Source organism: Bordetella tumbae (assembly GCF_965139195.1).
Taxonomy (GTDB): domain Bacteria; phylum Pseudomonadota; class Gammaproteobacteria; order Burkholderiales; family Burkholderiaceae_B; genus Bordetella_A; species Bordetella_A tumbae.
Genome location: NZ_CBCSJH010000029.1, coordinates 4663 through 21974, shown reverse-complemented (window position 1 = coordinate 21974; position 17312 = coordinate 4663). Strand labels below are relative to the sequence as shown.

Below are 17312 nucleotides of genomic sequence, written 5' to 3'. Positions count from 1 at the left end.
ATGCCCGCACCACGCAGCCGCACCCGACGCACCATGCCGACCATCGTCAACCTGGAAGGCGACAACACCCATTTGGCCAATCTCTGCGGCCCGCTCGACGAAAATCTCCGTCAGCTCGCCGATGGCATGGGTGTCACCCTGGCACGCCGCGGCGACCGCGTCACCCTCGAGGGCGAACGCGCCGAACTAGCCGGCCGCGCCCTGCGACGCTTTCACGAACAGGCCGTGCATCGCGCCCTGTCGGTCGATGATATCCAGCTCGGCCTGGTCGAAATGGGCGTGGGCCGCAACGAGCCGCAGCCGGCGGCAGACCCGCGCGGCATCGAGCCCGCCGCCCCGCCCGCCGCCAGCGAAGACGGCGGCATCGCCTTGCGGACCCGGCGCAGCGATCTGCGCCCGCGCACCCCTCGGCAGCGGGAATACCTCGAAAACATTCTCAAACACGACATCACCTTCGGGATCGGCCCTGCCGGTACGGGCAAAACATGGCTGGCCGTTGCCTGCGCCATTGACGCCATGGAGCGCGATTCAGTGCAACGGCTGGTGCTGACCCGCCCCGCGGTCGAGGCAGGCGAACGCCTGGGTTTTCTGCCCGGCGATCTGGCACAAAAAGTCGACCCGTACCTGCGTCCGCTCTACGATGCCTTGTACGACCTGATGGGCTTTGACAAAGTCCAGCGGCTGTTCGAAAAACAGACCATCGAAATCGCTCCGCTGGCCTATATGCGTGGCCGCACCTTGAATCACGCCTTTGTGATCCTGGACGAAGCGCAGAACACCACGCCCGAGCAGATGAAAATGTTCCTGACCCGCATCGGGTTTGGCAGCAAAGCCGTGATTACCGGCGACCCGTCGCAGGTCGACCTGCCCCGTGGCCAGCAGAGCGGCCTGGCGCATGCCGTGCGAGTACTCGAAGACGTCCAAGGCATCGCGACCACCCGCTTTACGAGCCGCGACGTGGTGCGCCACCCGCTGGTCGCCCGTATTGTGGACGCCTACGACAAAGCCGCCGAAGAAGAATCCTGAGCGTCCCGCCAGCCTGGCAACGCGCCGACAAAAAACGGTGCCTTAACAAGCCGGCCAACGCATCCGGCCCTTGCGGCCGCCCGCAAAAGAACATGAACGCCAACCGGTCCACGCCTGCCGCTCACACCACCACCATGAACGCCGAGCTGACTCTGCCCGAACTTTCCCTCTCCGTGCAATACGGCATCGCCGAGCCGCGCCTGCCGCGCTGGCGCCTGCGCCGCTGGGCGCGCCGCGCGCTGGATGGCGCCGCGCAAGACGGCCTGATCGACTGCACTCGGGCAGAGTTCAGCCTGCGTCTGGTAGGCCAGGCAGAGGGCCGCAAGCTCAACCACGCCTATCGCGAAAAGGACTACGCCACCAACGTGCTCACTTTCGAATACGGCACCGATCCGCTCGGCACTGCCCGCGGCGATATCGTGATCTGTATCCCCGTGCTCGTACGCGAGGCTCGCGAACAGGGCAAAACCTTGCTGGACCACGCCGCCCACCTGACCGTACATGGCGTCTTGCACGCGCTGGGCTACGACCACATCAAGGCCCGCGACGCCCGCCGCATGGAAACCCTCGAAACCGAGATTCTGGCCGGCATGCGCATTGCCGATCCATACGCCTGAGGCACGGTCCTCGGGCGAGGACGGGCCCGTAAGCAGGCCTCATCCGCCGCGCAATCCGTTCTCGTTTCCCCTAGCATCCCTGCCCTCGTAACAAATTTGCAGCCGATATTCGGTTATGCTGACCTTTCTATAACTTGTCCGCTAGGACGATGTCTGACCCTTACCCTACCACCGAGGCGAACGCCGCCCGCGCGCCCAAAACCGCAACGAAATCCCTGCTAGACCGCATTCTGGCCCTCGTCCGGCGCGAGCCCGAGGACCGCGAGGGCATTAAAGCCGTCCTGGATGCCGCCCACGATCGAGACCTGCTGGACGTCGAATCGTACGGCATGATCAAAGGCGCGTTGGCCGTCTCCGAACGCACGGTCGCCGACATCATGGTGCCGCGCTCGCGCATGGATTTGCTTGACGTATCCCTGCCCCTGCCGCAACAGCTGGCTTTTATCATCGATACTGCGCACTCGCGTTTTCCGGTCTACGAAGACGATCGCGACAACATCATCGGGATTTTGCTGGCCAAAGACCTACTGCGCGGCATGCTGGACGCGGATATGGAATTGCGTTCGCTCATCCGGCCGGCCGTCTTTATCCCTGAAGCCAAACGCCTGAACGTACTGCTGCGCGAGTTCCGTGCCAGTCACAACCACCTGGCCATCGTCATCGACGAACACGGCGGGATCTCGGGCCTGGTCACCATGGAAGACGTCCTCGAACAGATCGTCGGCGACATCGAAGACGAATTCGACGAAGAAGACGAGCAAAGCATTTTCCCCGAAGGCGAAAATCAGTGGCGCCTGATGGCCACCACCGAAATCAGCCACTTCAACGAAGCCTTTGCGACGGACTTGCCCGACGACGAATACGACAGCGTAGGCGGGTGGCTGGGCGGCCAACTGGGACGCATCCCGCGCCGAGGCGACAGCGCCTCGCACGGCGATATGATGATCGAGGTCATACGGGCCGACGCGCGCCGTGCACTATGGCTGCGCGCCAAACGCGTCCCGGACGCTGATGCGAACAGCACTGCTGACGCGGCCTCGCCCGCCCCTTGATTGCCCTGGCCACGATTGGCGAGGGTTTTCGCAGACCGTGATCAGCCCCCTGGTGCAGCCCTGCTGCAGTATCTCTTTCCTCCCCGGCATCAATACCGGGGTTTCTCGGAGCAACAACGGATGACGTTCGGCCGCGCCCCTCGCTGGGCAGTACTGGGCCTGGTGGCCGCAGGCGCTGTACATGCCTTGACCTTCGCGCCAGGCCCCTTACCTGCGTGGGCCCTGGCACTGGTACAAATCCTGGCGCTGGCCTGCGCGGCGCACGCCACCTTGCGAGCGGCCAGCCTGCGCCAGAGCCTGCTGCGAGGCTGGCTGTTTAACTTTGCCAGCTACTCGCTCGGGTTGTACTGGATTTTCGTCAGCCTGCATTACTACGGCGGCTTGGCCGCGCCACTGGCCGTCGCTGGCGTGCTGGCCTTGTCGGCCTTTCTCGCCCTTTTTCCTGCTGCGGCTTGCATGCTGGCGCGCTGGCTGTGCCCGCCAGTAGCCCCTGGCGAACCCAATCCCTCCCCTGCCCGTCGGCTATTGATCACGGCCGCAGCCTGGGCAGCGGCCTGGGCCTTGCTCGAATGGATCCGCGCCACCGTCCTGACGGGGTTTCCGTGGCTGAATATCGGCTACGCCCACGTCGATAGTCCGCTTGCCGGCTGGGCCCCCGTACTGGGCATTCACGGCATGGCGTTACTGGCAGCCTTTGCCGCCGCCGCCCTGGCGGGGTTGTGGCAAGCCCTGCGCTCGGCCCGCGGCAACATCAAAACCGGAGATGCACGCCGCAATCTGGCCTGCGCGCTGGCGCTCTTGTTAGTCATTGCAGGTTGGCCCTTAAGTGGCGTCAACTGGTCGCAGCCCAGCGGGTCGCCACTGCAAGTTCGGCTCATACAAGGCAACGTCGAACAATCTCAAAAGTTCGATCCTCAGCTGCTGGAGCTGGGCATACGCCGTCACCTCGAGCTGGCAGCGTTGCCGGCCCCTCCCGCAGAACTGATCATCCTGCCCGAAACCGTACTGCCCATTTTTCAAGACCGTCTGGACCCTGCCGTCTGGGAAGCCTGGCGCACCCTGGCTGCACGCAACTCGGCCACCATCGCCATGGGCGTCCCGCTGCGTACCAAGGGCACCGACGGCAACGACAGCTACACCAACAGCGTCATCGGCTTTGATGCCGACACCCCATTGGAACAACTGCGCCTGGGCACTACGGAACAGCGCTATGACAAGCACCATCTCGTGCCCTGGGGAGAATACGTCCCTCCCGGATTCCATTGGTTTGTCGACATGCTCAGCATCCCCCTGGGCGATTTCGATCGTGGTGGACCACGGCAAGCACCGTTTCACGTACGCGACCAACACGTCGCCTTCAACATCTGCTACGAGGACCTGTTCGGCGTCGAACTCCTGCCCGCGCTGCATCCCGGCGCCAATGGCGAGCCCGGTGCCACCATCCTGGTCAATGTCAGCAATCTGGGCTGGTTCGGTGATACCTGGGCATTGCGTCAGCATCTGCAAATCGGCCGCTTGCGTACCCTGGAAACCGCCCGTCCGATGCTGGCGGCAACCAACACAGGCATCACGGCAGCCATCGACGCACATGGCGCTGTCGCCGCGCAACTGCCGGCACACCAAGCCGGCATTCTGCCCGTCTCCGTCCAAGGCATGACAGGCCTGACGCCTTACGCACGTTTTGGTGACAAGCCCGTACTCGTCATCATCGCTCTGATCCTCATCGCCGCGGCGGCACTGGGACGCAGGAAATAAATGCAGTGCAGCACCGAGGCTGCATAGGTGGGCTACTAACCACCCAGATAGGCTTTCCGTATATCCGGGTTGTCCAGCATCTGCTGCGCAGATCCATGAAAAACCACGCGGCCGGTCTCCAGCAAATACGACCGGTCGCACAGTTCCAGTGCGGCATAGGCATTCTGTTCCACCATCAGCACCGTGGTGCCGCTTTTGCGGATATCCGCAACGAGCTCGAATACCTGTTCGACGAAATTCGGTGCCAATCCTAACGACGGTTCGTCAAACATCACCAACCGTGGCCGCGACATCAGCGCACGCGCGATAGCCAGCATTTGCTGCTCGCCTCCCGACAAGGTCCCGGCAGGTTGTGCAACCCGTTCACGTAAACGCGGAAACTTGTCGAACATGCGTTCGATATCATCACGGATCCGCTGCCGGTCGTTGCGCCGATAGGCGCCCATTTCCAGGTTCTCGCGCACCGTCAGCTGCGCAAACACGCGCCGGCCTTCCGGGCAATGCGCGATGCCGCGCTCGATAATATTCTGCGCGCTCGCCTGCGCGATCGGATAACCATCGAACGTGATGGATCCTGACACCACCGGCTCCAGCCCGCTGATCGCTCGCAAGGTACTGGATTTACCCGCACCATTCGAGCCGATCAAAGTCACGAACTCGCCTTCTTCCACACTCAGCGATACGTGGTCCACGGCGCGTGTGGCGCCATAATGCACAACGATGTCATCAACCTTTAGCACGTTTCAGTCCTGATCCTAGATAAGCGCGTATGACTTCGGGATGTTCCTGGATCTCGCGCGGTCCGCCGTCGGCGATACGCACTCCCTGGTTCAACACGACGATGTAATCCGAGATCGACATGACCATATGCATGTCATGCTCGACCAAGAGAATCGTGACGCCGCTGTCGCCGATGCGGCGGATCATGGCCTTGAAGTCTTCCGTTTCCGAGGGATTCAATCCCGCTGCCGGCTCGTCCAGCAGCAGCAGCCGGGGCCTCGCCGCCAGGGCGATCCCCACACCCAACAGGCGTTGCTCTCCGTACGAGAGATTCGCGGCGATGTCTGCCGCGCGATGCGTCAGGCCCACAAACGTCAAGACGTCATGCACCCGATCCTGCAACGCGAGTTCCTCGCGCTTGAAAGACGGCAAGCGCAACAGTGACGACAGCAATCCTGCACGCCCCTGCATGTGCAATGCCATCAAAATATTGTCCGCCACAGAACATTGCCCGAACACGCTGGTGCGTTGAAAACTGCGCACCAGCCCACGGGCAGCAATCTGGTTCGGGCTCATGCCCACCATATCGTCACCAAACAACACCACGCGGCCCGAGGTCGGCTTCATGTAGCCCGATATCACGTTGAATGCCGTTGTCTTGCCAGCGCCGTTGGGGCCAATCAGGCTGACGATCTGCCCCGGCATCACATCGAAGCTGACATTGTTCAGTGCCACCAGGCCCGAAATACGCACCGTAATGTCATGCAATGACAAGACCGGTCGATCCAGAGACGGCTGCGGCATGCCAGACGCGATATTACCCATCGCCCTGCCCGGCGCTGCGCTATGCGACATCACCACACTCATGCTCGCCCTCCTTCTGATACAGCGGTTCGCACCGCGATCGCAGACTTTGCATCAACCACCGTATCTGCCCTGCCCCGGCTTTTGAACGATTGCACAACGCGGGCACCGGCAGGCACAATGCCTTTAGGCAGGAACAACAGAATCAGAATCATCAACGCGCCGTACAACATCCATTGGACTTCTGGCGGCACCACACCGCGCAGGACCTCGGGCATCAGACCGAAGATCACTCCCCCTACGACCGGGCCGGCCAAGGTTCCTTTGCCGCCAGCCACCACCATGATCACCATCGTGATCGTATAGACGAACAAGAACACATCGGGATCGATAATGCGCACCGTGTGCGCGTACAACCCGCCCGCTGCGCCCGCAATAGCAGCCGACAACACCGACGCGATCACGAGATATCGCGTCACGGGAATGCCGATGGATTTAGCCAGGGTTTCGTTCTCGCGCAATGCCATCACCGCGCGTCCCGCGCGGCTGTGCACCAACCGCGCCACCAGCACATACGCCACCACGCCAGCGGCGAGCACCAGCCAATACGTGGCAGCCTTGCTGACCAGTTCAATCACGCCTTGTCCTGGCAGCCAGAATGTCAGCGCAGGAATGGCAGTCAGCGCCATGGGCCCCTCGGTCAAGTCCACCCAATTCAACGCCACCATGCGCATCACCTGGGCAAAACTGATCGTGACAATCACGAAATAGGCGCCGCGCACGCGAAAAGCCAGCTTGCCCACCAGCCATCCAGCCAGGCCGGCAACCACCATGCCCATCACAAAAGCAAGCCATACGGGTTTAGGATCAACCACCACGGGGCCCCACCCCAGATCCACATCGAAACCCAAGGACAGCAGCGCGCTGGTATAGGCGCCTATGCCGAAAAACGCGGCATGCCCCAGACTGAGCTGGCCCGTGAAACCCAACAGCAGATTCAGACTGATGGCTGCCACAATCATGATGCCGGCCGCCGAGACCACCGACAACATGTACGGATCGGACCACACCAGAGGCAGCAGTGCGAGCGCCGCCACACAAATCAGAAACACGATACGTTTCACGTCAACCCACCCTTTCCTTGACCGCAAACAGGCCTTGCGGACGCATGACCATCACGATCAGAATCACGATGAACCCCAACGCATCGCGATACGAGGTCGAGATATAACTGGCGCCGAACTCCTCTATCATTGCCAATGCAAATCCCCCCAACGCGGCGCCGCCGATATTGCCCAAGCCGCCCAGAATCACGATCGCAAATGCCTTCAGGCTGGCCAGATCACCCATCGTGGGACTGACCACAAAGATAGGAGCCAACAGCGCCCCCGTCACCGCCGCCAGGCACGAGCCCAACGCGAATGTCAGCGTATAAATGCTCGAGACATTTACTCCCACGATCTTTGCCGCATCCTTGTCCTGGAACGTGGCCCGCATGGCCATCCCCAATCTGGACCGTTCGATCACCAGATAAAACACCAGCAACAACACCGCGGCGGCACACAATACGAACAGCCGTGTCGGCGACAATGCCACGCCGCCCCATATCAACGGCTCTTGCGAAAACGGGGTGGGCACTACCTTGGCCACACCGCCCCATAACATCAGCTCTGCGTTCTGCATGATGATCATCACACCGATCATGATCAGCATGACCTCATCTATATTTTCCAGTTTGCAGCGGCGCAGCAGGACAAACTCGATCACACTGCCAATCAGAAACCCGGCGACAGCCGAAAACAGCAAGGCACTGAAAAAATCCAATCCCAACAATGACACCAGCGCATAGGCGACATAGGCGCCTAATGCATACAGTTCCCCGTGCGCGAAATTGACCACACGCATGATGCCGAACACCAATGTCAACCCTATACCCAGCAGCGCGTAGGTCGCGCCCAGCACCAGGCCGTTGACGGCGTGTTGCATGATTTGATCCAAGACAGAACTCCTGTGTGCTTGCTCTACGCGCCGCGGCCCTGCAACGGCCGCGGCAACAGCGCCAACCCTTACTGCGCCGACACGACGCCATCCTTTAACTGCACGATGTAGATATTGGGTTCGTTCTGGCCGCTTTCCTTTCCTGCCGGGCCATCCTTGATAAACGAGACATCGCCGTTCACCCCTGCGACCTTGGTTTCCCACAGCGCTTGGCGGATCGCTTCAGGCTCGGCCTTGCCTGCACGCTTGATCGCGTCGGCTACCGTCAGCACCGCGTCATAACCGCGAAACCCTTCCGTCAGGCCTGGAAACGGATAGCCTTTTTGCTTCCAGCCATCCATATAGGCCTTCGCGATTTCCGGGTGCAAGGCCTTGTCGGCCGTCCATGGCGAGAAAAACAGCAGATGCGTGCTGACATAACCCTTCGGCCCCGGATTCTGGATCAGAGGCTCGGGAAACGAGCCGCCCGTGGTGATGATGCGCTGCTTCAACCGTTGTTCAGACGCTTGCCGAATGGCCAGCGTCAACTGCTCGACACCGGATGTCACGATCAAGGTATCGCTGCCCGTTTCGCGCAACGCTGCCAGCTGCGCCGACAAGTCGGTTGCATCAGGCGACATCGTTTCTACGCGGCCGACCTCGATACCGTGCTGTGCAAACACATTCTTGAATTCCGTCGTGGCGCCCAATCCCCAATCATTGTTCACCGCCAGAAAATCGACTTTCTTGATCGCTGGCGAAAAGGATTGCAGCTGCTTCGCGAATGCCAGCGCCTCCATGCGCGAGGTGGGACTGATGCGAAACACCCAGGGATTGCCCGCCGTCGTGATCTTGGACGACGACGCGGTTTCTACCACCATGGGGACGCCGTACTCCTGCAGTTTAGGCATGGTCGCCAGTGTGAACGTCGATCCCCACGCGCCTATCATCACGGGTACCTTGTCACGCAATATCAGTTTCTCTGCCGTATTCACGGCCTCACGCGGATTGGACTTGTTGTCTTCGACAATCAATTCGATTTTCTTGCCCAGCACGCCGCCTTGCGCGTTCAACTGCTCTGCAGCCAGTCTCGCGCCGTTGGCGACATAGGTGCCAGCCGCCGCCACTGGGCCAGTCAACGGCTGCGAGACGCCAATCTTGATGGTTTCCTGCGCCAACGCAGGCGCTGCCAACAACGTGCCTGCTGCGATCAGGGCATAAAGCCGGTATTTCGTAAACATGGAACACTCCAAAATGAGCAATTGCGAAACGATGACCACCCACGTATGCGTTCGTGGCCCTAACCCTGCAACAACGACGTAAATAAAGACACTGGTGGCGCATAAAATCCCCGCCCCGCCAATCCCTGCACTCCGTGCGCATCGACCATCGCCAGATGCACAATGGGCGACACCCGGCTCTGCGCGATAGACCTCGCGCACACCAACCCCGTCTGCTCGTTCAGCACGTGCCGGGCACGATCGGCCACATCCGTGGGCAATTGGCCTTGCCACAAACTCAACAGCGCTGGCGCCAGACTTAATGCCTGACCACCCAGTCCACAAAAATCGATCACCGCGCTATCACCGATTGCCCCTAAAACCACCGTGTTTTCATGACCGGGAATAAAGCAACCAGTGGGTGCAGTGGCAGGCACTGTGCGCCAGCGAGTCTCGCCTGCCATCCGGACGCCAAATTCCACCCCATTGCCGCCCGCTGCCTTGATATCGCCATCCTGCGTTTCCAGCACGCAAGCGCAGGCTGCCATGATCAACGTCAGCACGAAATTGGGATTGCTCGACAACGTGGAAAGCAGTTCGTCGCTCAACGCAGGAAACGTGGTGACCAACGCCTCAATCATCGATTGGTTGGCAACGCCGGTGCGTGAATGACACTCGTCACCCTGCTGCAAGGCATTGCTCAGCCATGGCGCAACGGCCAACGAAGCTGAACGCAGACAGGGCGCCAGTATCCCCAGCCCCAAACGGCTGATGGCATGTAATGCCATGACGCATGAGGGATCCTGTGAACCAAAACGCAAAGAAGGCACGCCTGCCTCCAATAGCGGCGCATACCGGACCCTATCCCCCAGGCGCACCACCGCCATAGGCATCCGCGCAGACACGACCTGGGCCAACGGCGTCACCACGCCGTGATTTTGCGCAGGCTCAAAACGATAGGTCCCCGACACCAACAGCTGTAGAGCGGTCGGGACGTCAGCTGCCGCCCCCTCAAACACCAACGCCTGTGCCGCTGCCTGCATCACCGGCGCGGGAATCACGGCATCGGCGGCATACTCGGGCCCCGCATGCAACAGCACGTGGGAATCCAGATCAGGCAACGCATCTCGCAGGCGCACGACGTCTACCCAATACGCATGCTGCAATGGCGCCAGCATGCGCCCGATATCACGCGTTGGTGCGACGGCGGCCGGTATCATGTCGTACTCCGTTTTGCCTGCTTGTCCCGGCCTATCCATTTTTTCCAGGCATCACGCATCATGGCCAGCACGAGAGCAAACAAATTCAATGCAGGCGCCTCCGAGGGTTGCTGCACGGTTTTAGCCTGGCCCATTGATTGCGATGCGGCGTTCTTAGGCATCCTCTCCGAGGACGCGCTGGGCCCGTCCGCCGGGATCACCACGGCACCTGACTCGGACCCGATCACATAGACCGAGCTCGTACTGCGAATGTCATCCGCAGGCGACGTATTACTCTGAGTGCTCAACATCGCCTGCAAATTCTGCGCGAACTGCTTTGTCAACTGATCGCCCAATGCACGCACAATGCCCTCGCGGCTGAACTGAGCCAGCGATCCGGTGATGCTGAAGTCCACGGTGACATTGACGCTGGTGACAGCGCTATCCTGCGATACGACGGCGAATCGGGCTGCTCCCTTGACACGGCTATTGCTTTTCCCATCCGTGGCCTGGCCGGTCATCTCACCCGAGTGCCCCGCCTCATCCAGCGACAGCGACCCGAGGCCCGAAAATGCAGCGGCAATCGGCCCCAGCTTCACTTTGAAGAGCAAGGGCAACTCATCGCCAACGGGCTCGCCCCGCAACGACGCTCCTGGCAAGCATTGCACCAGCAGCGCAGGCTCATGAAACGCGGCCCATACCGTTGCCAAAGGCATGGCCACGTCAAAAGACTGTTCAATCTGCATGTCTCTGTTCCCCCGTGTGATAGGTCGACAACACGTGCATCACGGCATCGACAATGCCTTGATATCCCGTGCATCGACATAGATTTCCAGCCAGTTCATCGCGCACTCGAGCCTCGTTTGCTTGCGGCAGGCGCCGCACAATATCGCGTGCAGTGATCAACATGCCGGGTGTGCAATAGCCGCACTGCAACGCGTGATGCGCTGAAAAGGCCGCACGCAATGCCGCCGTCAACGCATCGTCATCCAACGCCTCGACCGTCGTGACGTGCTTGCCTTCGAAACGCACAGCGGACTGCAGGCAGGACCGCTGCGGTGCACCGTCGACGTCCACCGTACAGGCGCCGCACACCCCATGCTCACACCCGATATGCGTGCCCGTCAGTCCGCAATGCTCGCGCAACGCATCAGCCAGATGCGTGCGCGGTTCACAATGAATGCGATAACGCGCCCCATTGACCGTCAACGCGACATCAACCTCGTTCACCTCGGGAAAATCGAGAGGCACCGTCATTGCTTTGCTCCCAAATCAGCCACAACACTGGCCAACAGATCGCCATGCCAGGCACGACGCTCATACGACAAACCGGACTCCGGCGCATCCAGCAAAGCTGCTCGTACCGCAGGGTCAGCCAGACGTGCATACAGACCCGGACCACTGTGGACTTTTACGGGCCCATCCAACGCGCCCAACACCAAACGCTCGATGCCTCGATCAGGGTCCACCACACCAGTCACGATCGCCAATGCGAACTCACCGGTTTTGCGGCAATGCTTGCGATAGGACCAGCGCGCTTTCGTACTGAGTCGCGGCACCCGAATCCGGGCCAGGATTTCCCCGGGACTGAGATCGGGTTCAAAGGCCGACCGGACAAACAGCTCGGCAGGCACCATGCGCGCACCTTGCGGCCCCACAACCTCACATATAGCGCCCATGACCGCCATGGCACTGACCCAGTCTGCAGCGGGATCCGCATGACATAAGCTCCCCCCCACCGTGCCCCGATTGCGCACAGCGCGATAGGCAATACCATGAGCGACATGAGCCAACATGCCATGTGTCACGTCGGGAACCTTGCCATCTTCGATCGCAGCGTGGGTCGTCATCGCTCCCAAAACGAGCTCATCCCCCTGCGCGGCGCTGGCGCGCAGTTCGGCAATCGCGTCCAGGTCGATCAAGCGCTCAGGCTGGGCCAATCGCAGATTCAACATGGCGCCCAAAGACTGCCCGCCCGCGATGGCTTTATAGAACTCGTCGCGCGCCAGCGCACACAGGGCTTCATTCACGCTGCTCACGCGCTCCAACTCGTAGGCAACTGCTTTCATCGCACAGCCTCCGCCCGTTCGATAGCGGCCAACACCCGAAGCGGGCTGGCAGGCACGCACAGTACCTCCGCCCCCAGATCGGCCAACGCGTCATTGATCGCATTCACGATCGCGGCCGGCGGTGCGATCGCGCCGCCCTCGCCTATCCCTTTTTGCCCGAACTTGGAAAACGGGCTCGGCGTCTGCATATGATCGATACGCACCCGCGGCATTTCGCCCGCACCAGGCACGATGTAATCCGCCAACGTCGATGCCAGCGGCTGGTCCTGTTCATCAAACGGCATTTCCTCATACAACGCCGTGCCGATACCTTGCGCCAACCCTCCCAGTAGCTGTCCTTCTACCACCATGGGATTGAGCAATACGCCGCCGTCTTCGCACACCACGTAATCCAGCAATTTGACAAAGCCCGTCGCCGTATCGACCTCGACCGCACAAGCATGACAGGCGTAGCTGAACGTGCCGCCATCCGGTTGCATGCGATAGCCCGCTGTGAGCGCCAGGCCGCCAGGATTCACATCCGCCGGCAGTTTCTGCGGCGCGCGATACCAGGTGTGGCCAATCTGGGCGTAACTCACGCGCTGCGAACCATCCTTGAGCGCGATGCCACCCTGCACATACACCAGGTCGTTTTCAGAACACTCCAGCAGGCTGGCCGCGATGCGTTTCATCCGCGCCCCGAGTTCCTCGCAAGCCGTTCCCACAGCGCCTCCGGCCATCACCGCACAGCGGGATCCCCAGGTGCCAGTGGAATACGGTGACGTGGCCGTATCCCCATGCAGTACGCGCACATGTGCCGCATCCATGCCCAGCACCGTGTTCGCAATCTGCGCCATGGTGGTTTCCAGACTCTGCCCATGCGAATGCACGCCAATCTGGACCTCCAGGATGCCGTCCGGTGTCAGGCGCACATGGCATTGCTCATATCCGGGCACCATGGGAATACCCCAGCCGTGATACACCGACGTGCCGTGCGCGCCCTGCTCGCAGAATATCGACAGGCCGATACCAATGCGGCGTTGCGGACGCGCGCCCGCGGGCTGCAACTGCGCTTGGCGCGCGCGCCACTGCGCCCAGTTCAAGCCCTCCACCGCACGATTCAAACAAGACAGATAGTCCCCGGAATCGAACGTCTTTCCCGTGATGTTGGTGTACGGCATATCCTGCGGGCGCACCAGGCTTTGCTGACGCAATACATACGGCTCCACACCCAGCGTACGCGCCGCCATATCCATCATCACTTCTAATGCAAAACACACACCGGTGCGCGCCACACCGCGATACGGCAGGATAGGAGGCTTGTTCGTCGCGGCAGAGCGGGTACGGCACAGAAAATCATCCATGCGGTATGGCCCTGGCAAGATCGAACCGATCTGCGCGGCCTCCAGACAGGCCGAAAACGGATACGAGGAATAGGCGCCCGAATCCACAATCGCATCGCACTCGATCCCGAGCAAACGTCCATCGGCATTCACGCTGACACTGATGTCATAAGCATGTTCGCGGCAATTCGCGTTGGCGCTCAAATGCTCGCGGCGATCCTCCAGCCAGCGCACCGGACGCTTCAGGTGCATGGCCAGCCACGCACAGCAGATTTCTTCAGGCAGCAGAATGCCCTTGTATCCAAACCCTCCCCCCACGTCGGGGGAGACCACACGAATGCGGCCTTCGTCCAGGCCCAGGCATTCCGCCAGCCCGGTGCGATTGATATGCGGCAGCTGTGCAGCGCTCACCATCACGAGTTGATCCATCCGCGTATCCCACCAGCACAAGACCCCGCGCCCTTCCATGGGCATCATGCATTGGCGAGAGGTAGATAGTTTGCGTGATACCGTCACCGTCCCTGGACGCTGGGTTTGCCCGTCGCCGCGTTCAACCCGAGTTTCCAGAAACACATTGCCATCCCATTCATCATGGATGCGCTGCGGTGCCACGCCGTTGGCGGCGTCATGCATGTCGGCAATGACTGGCAGCTCTTCATAGTCGACCCAGACCTGCGCAGCCAGATCCTCGGCACGCGCTCGCGACGGCGCCACACACATGGCGACCATTTCTCCTACATGACGCACCTTTTCCATTGCCAAGGGATACTGGACCGAGGTGCGAAAACCCGGCAAACGCGACGCCGCCAGGATGGGTTTTACGCCCGCCATGTCCTGCATCGTATAGACTAGATGCTCGTATCCCTGCGGCTTTTCAATGTGGCCTACGCGCGCATGCGCCAGCGGCGAACGTACAAACGCCACGTCCAGCGCACCCGGCATACGCATATCGCCCACGTATTGCCCCTGGCCGCGCAGAAAGCGCTCGTCTTCCTTGCGAGTCAAGCGCGCACCGATGCCTTGACCGATGATTGGAGGATGTTGCTGCGTCATGGCGGGGCTCAGGCGGCGGCCTTCAGGACAGGCAGGATAGGCGCGTCGGCGTCGTGACGCACTCCCTCTCGCAGGCAAAACCGCGGGTTGAGCATGCGCGAGGTCACCGCCTGATTGCCTTCGTTATCGCGCAGCGTCCACTTACCCCGCTCATCGGACAGGACCGACACATCGGCCACCGCCCCGACACCGAGATGGCCGATCTCGCCCTCCATGCCTGCCAGTTTCGCGGCCTCGCTCGTCACCATCGGCACAACCTGCTCCAGCGGCACGCCGAGCGCCAGCATGCTGGTCATCGTCGACACCAGCGAAAACCGGATCGCGCTGGTGAATAGGTGGTCGCCTTCGTCCGGATGGATATCGGGCGTGGCCGGAGGATGCGGCACCTTGGTGTTATAGCCATGCATGTCCGCACCCAGCGTGTCCGGCAGAAAGCCCGCCTCCAACACGCGGCGCGCCATATCGAAACTGAAATGCGAGCCGTGGCCCACATCAATCTTCATCCCGCGCGCCACCGCTTCGCCCAGCAAAGGATGCACTTTGCCATCCGTACCAACAAATCCGCCCGGGTGTCTGCTGAACGGATGCGCCAGCACATCGCCGGGCTTGGTCAGCTCCAGCACATCACGAAAGATCGAATCGGGATCAATATCCAGACCCGAATCAGGCGACGGCCACAACTGTCCAAAATGGATATACACCGGCAAATCCGCCTCGCGGCCAATCTGCGCAGCAATGCGCATGACATCCATGCCCCAGCGCTGAAATCCGCCTAGTTCGGCATGAGCCTTGACGCCGCGCACCAGATCTTTGTTGGCCAGCGCCGCCTTGACCGTCGCATCCACATCCAGACAGGACGGACGATACAACTCGGGGTAATAGTGCCCTTCCAGCCCGCCCACCAGATACGCCGAGATAAAGGACAGCACGCGCGACGTGGCCGGCTCGGCGACGTAATGCCTGAATCCCGGAATCGTGATGCAACTGGCGCCACCCTGATCGATCAAGGTGGTGACCCCGCTTTTAATTCCGCACGTGTCTGCGTCCAACCCAAATCGGCCAGTGACATACCGATAGACATGCGCATGCGTATCGATGAGCCCCGGCAAGACCAGGTCTCCCCGGCAGTCCACTGTCGCCGTATCGGCGCCATAGGGCACGTCTATGCCAGCAACCCGTCCATCCCGTATCACCAGATCGCCGACGCGATCCACACCGTTGGCGGGATCCATGATGTGCCCGCCCAACAATACCGTTGTAACCATGACTGTTTCTCCCATCTGACCTGTCCGGCCCCGAGAGACAACAAAGCAATATGCATGCCAAATCAGCCGAACAGCCTAGCTGAAATCCTCTTAAGTCATTGATATAAAAAAACTATATTTTTATTAAAATATGTGGTGCACCACCTAATCAAGCGTTTCCCCCTATCAGAGCGGTGCACTTGGAGCGCCGACGCTGACCTATACCGCATTACTGCGGCACCACATTTGGCACCAGCATGGCGCATTTACGTGGTACACCACCTATATTGGTGCAAGGTACAGACCCAAACAGAGGCTGATATCCCTTTGTATTCTGCATAGCCAATGACAAATACGTGGTGTACCACTTACACTAATAATTCGCCCGTTGACGCATGGCGCATATGCGCCCAGTCCAGTAATGAATGATCTCAATCAGAATGCCGCCCTGCGCGCAGAACTGCAGTCCTACCAAAACCGCACGCTGCTCTACACCCGTCCCGGTTTCTTGATACGCCGGCTGCATCAAATCCACAGCTGGCTATTTTCCGAAGAAACCAGCGCGTTCAACATCACGCCGGTGCAATACAGCCTCCTGACAGCATTACGCGAGCGGGGCGAACTGGACCAGAACTCCCTGGCCTTGGATATCGGACTGGAACGCAGCAGCGTGGCCGAAGTCCTGCCCAGACTGGAGGCGCGCGGATTGATCGAACGGCATCAATCGCCGCAAGACGGCCGTGTAAAACTGGTCCGTCTGACGCGCGAAGGCCGCACACTCGTCAAACGCATGCAGCCCGCCGTGCAACGGGCCCATGACCGCACCATCGAACAATTGCCCGAGGAGGCCCGAGATCTGTTCATGCTGCAGATGGTCCGATTGGTAGAAGCCAATAACTCGCATGCCGTGGCGCCACTGCGGGTACGCTAAAGGCCTGCCCCGTCATACAGGGAAAGCTCACGCGGCCGCAAACACGTGGTGGCCGAGGGCCCAAACACTCTCCCACAACGGGGATTGCGGCCGTGACGCGGAGCGGGATCATCAGGGCCGGCACTGTGACTTGCACACACAAAAAAACTCGTGCATAATCTCGTTTCTTCGCCAACGGCACTAAACAAAACCGGCAACGACGGGAATAAAAACCCCAAAAATTGCAGATTTTGCCTTAGGGAAACGGGGGTATAGCTCAGCTGGGAGAGCGCTTGCATGGCATGCAAGAGGTCAGCGGTTCGATCCCGCTTACCTCCACCAGT

The 17312-nt window shown here is 60.6% G+C and carries 16 protein-coding genes and 1 tRNA gene; 6 read left to right on the top strand and 11 right to left on the bottom strand.

The features are described 5' to 3' along the window. The 4 genes from ACNA0J_RS22545 to lnt all read left to right on the top strand — a co-directional run bounded on the left by ACNA0J_RS22545 (position 1) and on the right by lnt (position 4450). The gene (locus tag ACNA0J_RS22545; RefSeq protein ID WP_415821100.1) at positions 1-1026 is read left to right on the top strand and encodes a PhoH family protein; all 1026 of its coding nucleotides are present in this window, start codon (positions 1-3) and stop codon (positions 1024-1026) included. Positions 1027-1160: 134 nt separating this feature from the next. Then, the gene (gene ybeY, locus ACNA0J_RS22540) at positions 1161-1643 is read left to right on the top strand and encodes an rRNA maturation RNase YbeY (RefSeq protein ID WP_415821145.1); all 483 of its coding nucleotides are present in this window, start codon (positions 1161-1163) and stop codon (positions 1641-1643) included. Positions 1644-1792: 149 nt separating this feature from the next. Beyond that, on the top strand, positions 1793-2695 hold the full coding sequence (locus tag ACNA0J_RS22535; RefSeq protein ID WP_415821099.1) for an HlyC/CorC family transporter: 903 nt from the start codon (positions 1793-1795) through the stop codon (positions 2693-2695). Between the two features lie 120 nt (positions 2696-2815). Then, positions 2816-4450, top strand: coding sequence for an apolipoprotein N-acyltransferase (gene lnt / locus ACNA0J_RS22530; RefSeq protein ID WP_415821098.1), 1635 nt, complete (start codon positions 2816-2818; stop codon positions 4448-4450). A 35-nt stretch (positions 4451-4485) separates the two neighbouring features. Here lnt and ACNA0J_RS22525 read toward each other — a convergent pair whose 3' ends face one another. The 11 genes from ACNA0J_RS22525 to ACNA0J_RS22475 all read right to left on the bottom strand — a co-directional run bounded on the left by ACNA0J_RS22525 (position 4486) and on the right by ACNA0J_RS22475 (position 16079). Further along, positions 4486-5190 (bottom strand): ABC transporter ATP-binding protein, encoded by a 705-nt coding sequence (locus ACNA0J_RS22525; protein ID WP_415821097.1) that lies wholly within the window; start codon positions 5188-5190, stop codon positions 4486-4488. Continuing rightward, positions 5177-6037: an ABC transporter ATP-binding protein gene (locus tag ACNA0J_RS22520; RefSeq protein WP_415821096.1), complete on the bottom strand. Its 861-nt coding sequence runs from the start codon at positions 6035-6037 to the stop codon at positions 5177-5179. The genes ACNA0J_RS22525 and ACNA0J_RS22520 overlap by 14 nt, the downstream gene beginning before the upstream one ends. Continuing rightward, positions 6034-7098 (bottom strand): branched-chain amino acid ABC transporter permease, encoded by a 1065-nt coding sequence (locus tag ACNA0J_RS22515; protein ID WP_415821095.1) that lies wholly within the window; start codon positions 7096-7098, stop codon positions 6034-6036. The genes ACNA0J_RS22520 and ACNA0J_RS22515 overlap by 4 nt, the downstream gene beginning before the upstream one ends. A 1-nt stretch (position 7099) precedes the next feature. Beyond that, positions 7100-7960: a branched-chain amino acid ABC transporter permease gene (locus tag ACNA0J_RS22510; RefSeq protein ID WP_415808824.1), complete on the bottom strand. Its 861-nt coding sequence runs from the start codon at positions 7958-7960 to the stop codon at positions 7100-7102. 80 nt (positions 7961-8040) lie between these two features. Further along, positions 8041-9192: an ABC transporter substrate-binding protein gene (locus ACNA0J_RS22505; protein ID WP_415821094.1), complete on the bottom strand. Its 1152-nt coding sequence runs from the start codon at positions 9190-9192 to the stop codon at positions 8041-8043. Between the two features lie 59 nt (positions 9193-9251). Next, complete coding sequence (locus tag ACNA0J_RS22500) at positions 9252-10391, bottom strand: oxamate carbamoyltransferase subunit AllG family protein (RefSeq protein WP_415821093.1); 1140 nt, start codon at positions 10389-10391, stop codon at positions 9252-9254. Continuing rightward, the gene (locus ACNA0J_RS22495; RefSeq protein WP_415821092.1) at positions 10388-11116 is read right to left on the bottom strand and encodes an SRPBCC family protein; all 729 of its coding nucleotides are present in this window, start codon (positions 11114-11116) and stop codon (positions 10388-10390) included. Before ACNA0J_RS22495 ends, ACNA0J_RS22500 begins: the two co-directional genes overlap by 4 nt. Beyond that, positions 11106-11627, bottom strand: coding sequence for a (2Fe-2S)-binding protein (locus tag ACNA0J_RS22490; protein WP_415821091.1), 522 nt, complete (start codon positions 11625-11627; stop codon positions 11106-11108). Before ACNA0J_RS22490 ends, ACNA0J_RS22495 begins: the two co-directional genes overlap by 11 nt. Next, the gene (locus ACNA0J_RS22485) at positions 11624-12439 is read right to left on the bottom strand and encodes an FAD binding domain-containing protein (protein WP_415821090.1); all 816 of its coding nucleotides are present in this window, start codon (positions 12437-12439) and stop codon (positions 11624-11626) included. Before ACNA0J_RS22485 ends, ACNA0J_RS22490 begins: the two co-directional genes overlap by 4 nt. Continuing rightward, positions 12436-14814 (bottom strand): xanthine dehydrogenase family protein molybdopterin-binding subunit, encoded by a 2379-nt coding sequence (locus ACNA0J_RS22480; RefSeq protein WP_415821089.1) that lies wholly within the window; start codon positions 14812-14814, stop codon positions 12436-12438. The genes ACNA0J_RS22485 and ACNA0J_RS22480 overlap by 4 nt, the downstream gene beginning before the upstream one ends. 8 nt (positions 14815-14822) lie before the next feature. Continuing rightward, a complete protein-coding gene (locus ACNA0J_RS22475) occupies positions 14823-16079 on the bottom strand; it encodes an amidohydrolase/deacetylase family metallohydrolase (protein WP_415821088.1) in 1257 nt (418 codons plus the stop codon). Between the two features lie 400 nt (positions 16080-16479). Here ACNA0J_RS22475 and ACNA0J_RS22470 point away from each other — a divergent pair, with 400 nt between their 5' ends. Further along, on the top strand, positions 16480-16989 hold the full coding sequence (locus tag ACNA0J_RS22470; RefSeq protein WP_415821087.1) for a MarR family winged helix-turn-helix transcriptional regulator: 510 nt from the start codon (positions 16480-16482) through the stop codon (positions 16987-16989). Between the two features lie 245 nt (positions 16990-17234). After that, positions 17235-17310 (top strand) — tRNA-Ala (locus ACNA0J_RS22465). The last annotated feature ends 2 nt before the right edge of the window (positions 17311-17312 follow it).

Excerpts from the sequence above, each read along its gene's own strand:
- ybeY (WP_415821145.1), top strand. The coding sequence starts at position 1,161 with ATGAACGCCGAGCTGACTCTGCCCGAACTTTCCCTCTCCGTGCAATAC.
- ACNA0J_RS22470 (WP_415821087.1), top strand. The coding sequence starts at position 16,480 with ATGAATGATCTCAATCAGAATGCCGCCCTGCGCGCAGAACTGCAGTCC.
- ACNA0J_RS22505 (WP_415821094.1), bottom strand. The coding sequence starts at position 9,192 with ATGTTTACGAAATACCGGCTTTATGCCCTGATCGCAGCAGGCACGTTG.
- ACNA0J_RS22495 (WP_415821092.1), bottom strand. The coding sequence starts at position 11,116 with ATGCAGATTGAACAGTCTTTTGACGTGGCCATGCCTTTGGCAACGGTA.
- ACNA0J_RS22485 (WP_415821090.1), bottom strand. The coding sequence starts at position 12,439 with ATGAAAGCAGTTGCCTACGAGTTGGAGCGCGTGAGCAGCGTGAATGAA.
- ACNA0J_RS22500 (WP_415821093.1), bottom strand. The coding sequence starts at position 10,391 with ATGATACCGGCCGCCGTCGCACCAACGCGTGATATCGGGCGCATGCTG.
- ACNA0J_RS22475 (WP_415821088.1), bottom strand. The coding sequence starts at position 16,079 with ATGGTTACAACGGTATTGTTGGGCGGGCACATCATGGATCCCGCCAAC.
- ACNA0J_RS22510 (WP_415808824.1), bottom strand. The coding sequence starts at position 7,960 with ATGCAACACGCCGTCAACGGCCTGGTGCTGGGCGCGACCTACGCGCTG.
- ACNA0J_RS22490 (WP_415821091.1), bottom strand. The coding sequence starts at position 11,627 with ATGACGGTGCCTCTCGATTTTCCCGAGGTGAACGAGGTTGATGTCGCG.
- ACNA0J_RS22480 (WP_415821089.1), bottom strand. The coding sequence starts at position 14,814 with ATGACGCAGCAACATCCTCCAATCATCGGTCAAGGCATCGGTGCGCGC.
- ACNA0J_RS22520 (WP_415821096.1), bottom strand. The coding sequence starts at position 6,037 with ATGAGTGTGGTGATGTCGCATAGCGCAGCGCCGGGCAGGGCGATGGGT.
- ACNA0J_RS22535 (WP_415821099.1), top strand. The coding sequence starts at position 1,793 with ATGTCTGACCCTTACCCTACCACCGAGGCGAACGCCGCCCGCGCGCCC.
- lnt (WP_415821098.1), top strand. The coding sequence starts at position 2,816 with ATGACGTTCGGCCGCGCCCCTCGCTGGGCAGTACTGGGCCTGGTGGCC.
- ACNA0J_RS22545 (WP_415821100.1), top strand. The coding sequence starts at position 1 with ATGCCCGCACCACGCAGCCGCACCCGACGCACCATGCCGACCATCGTC.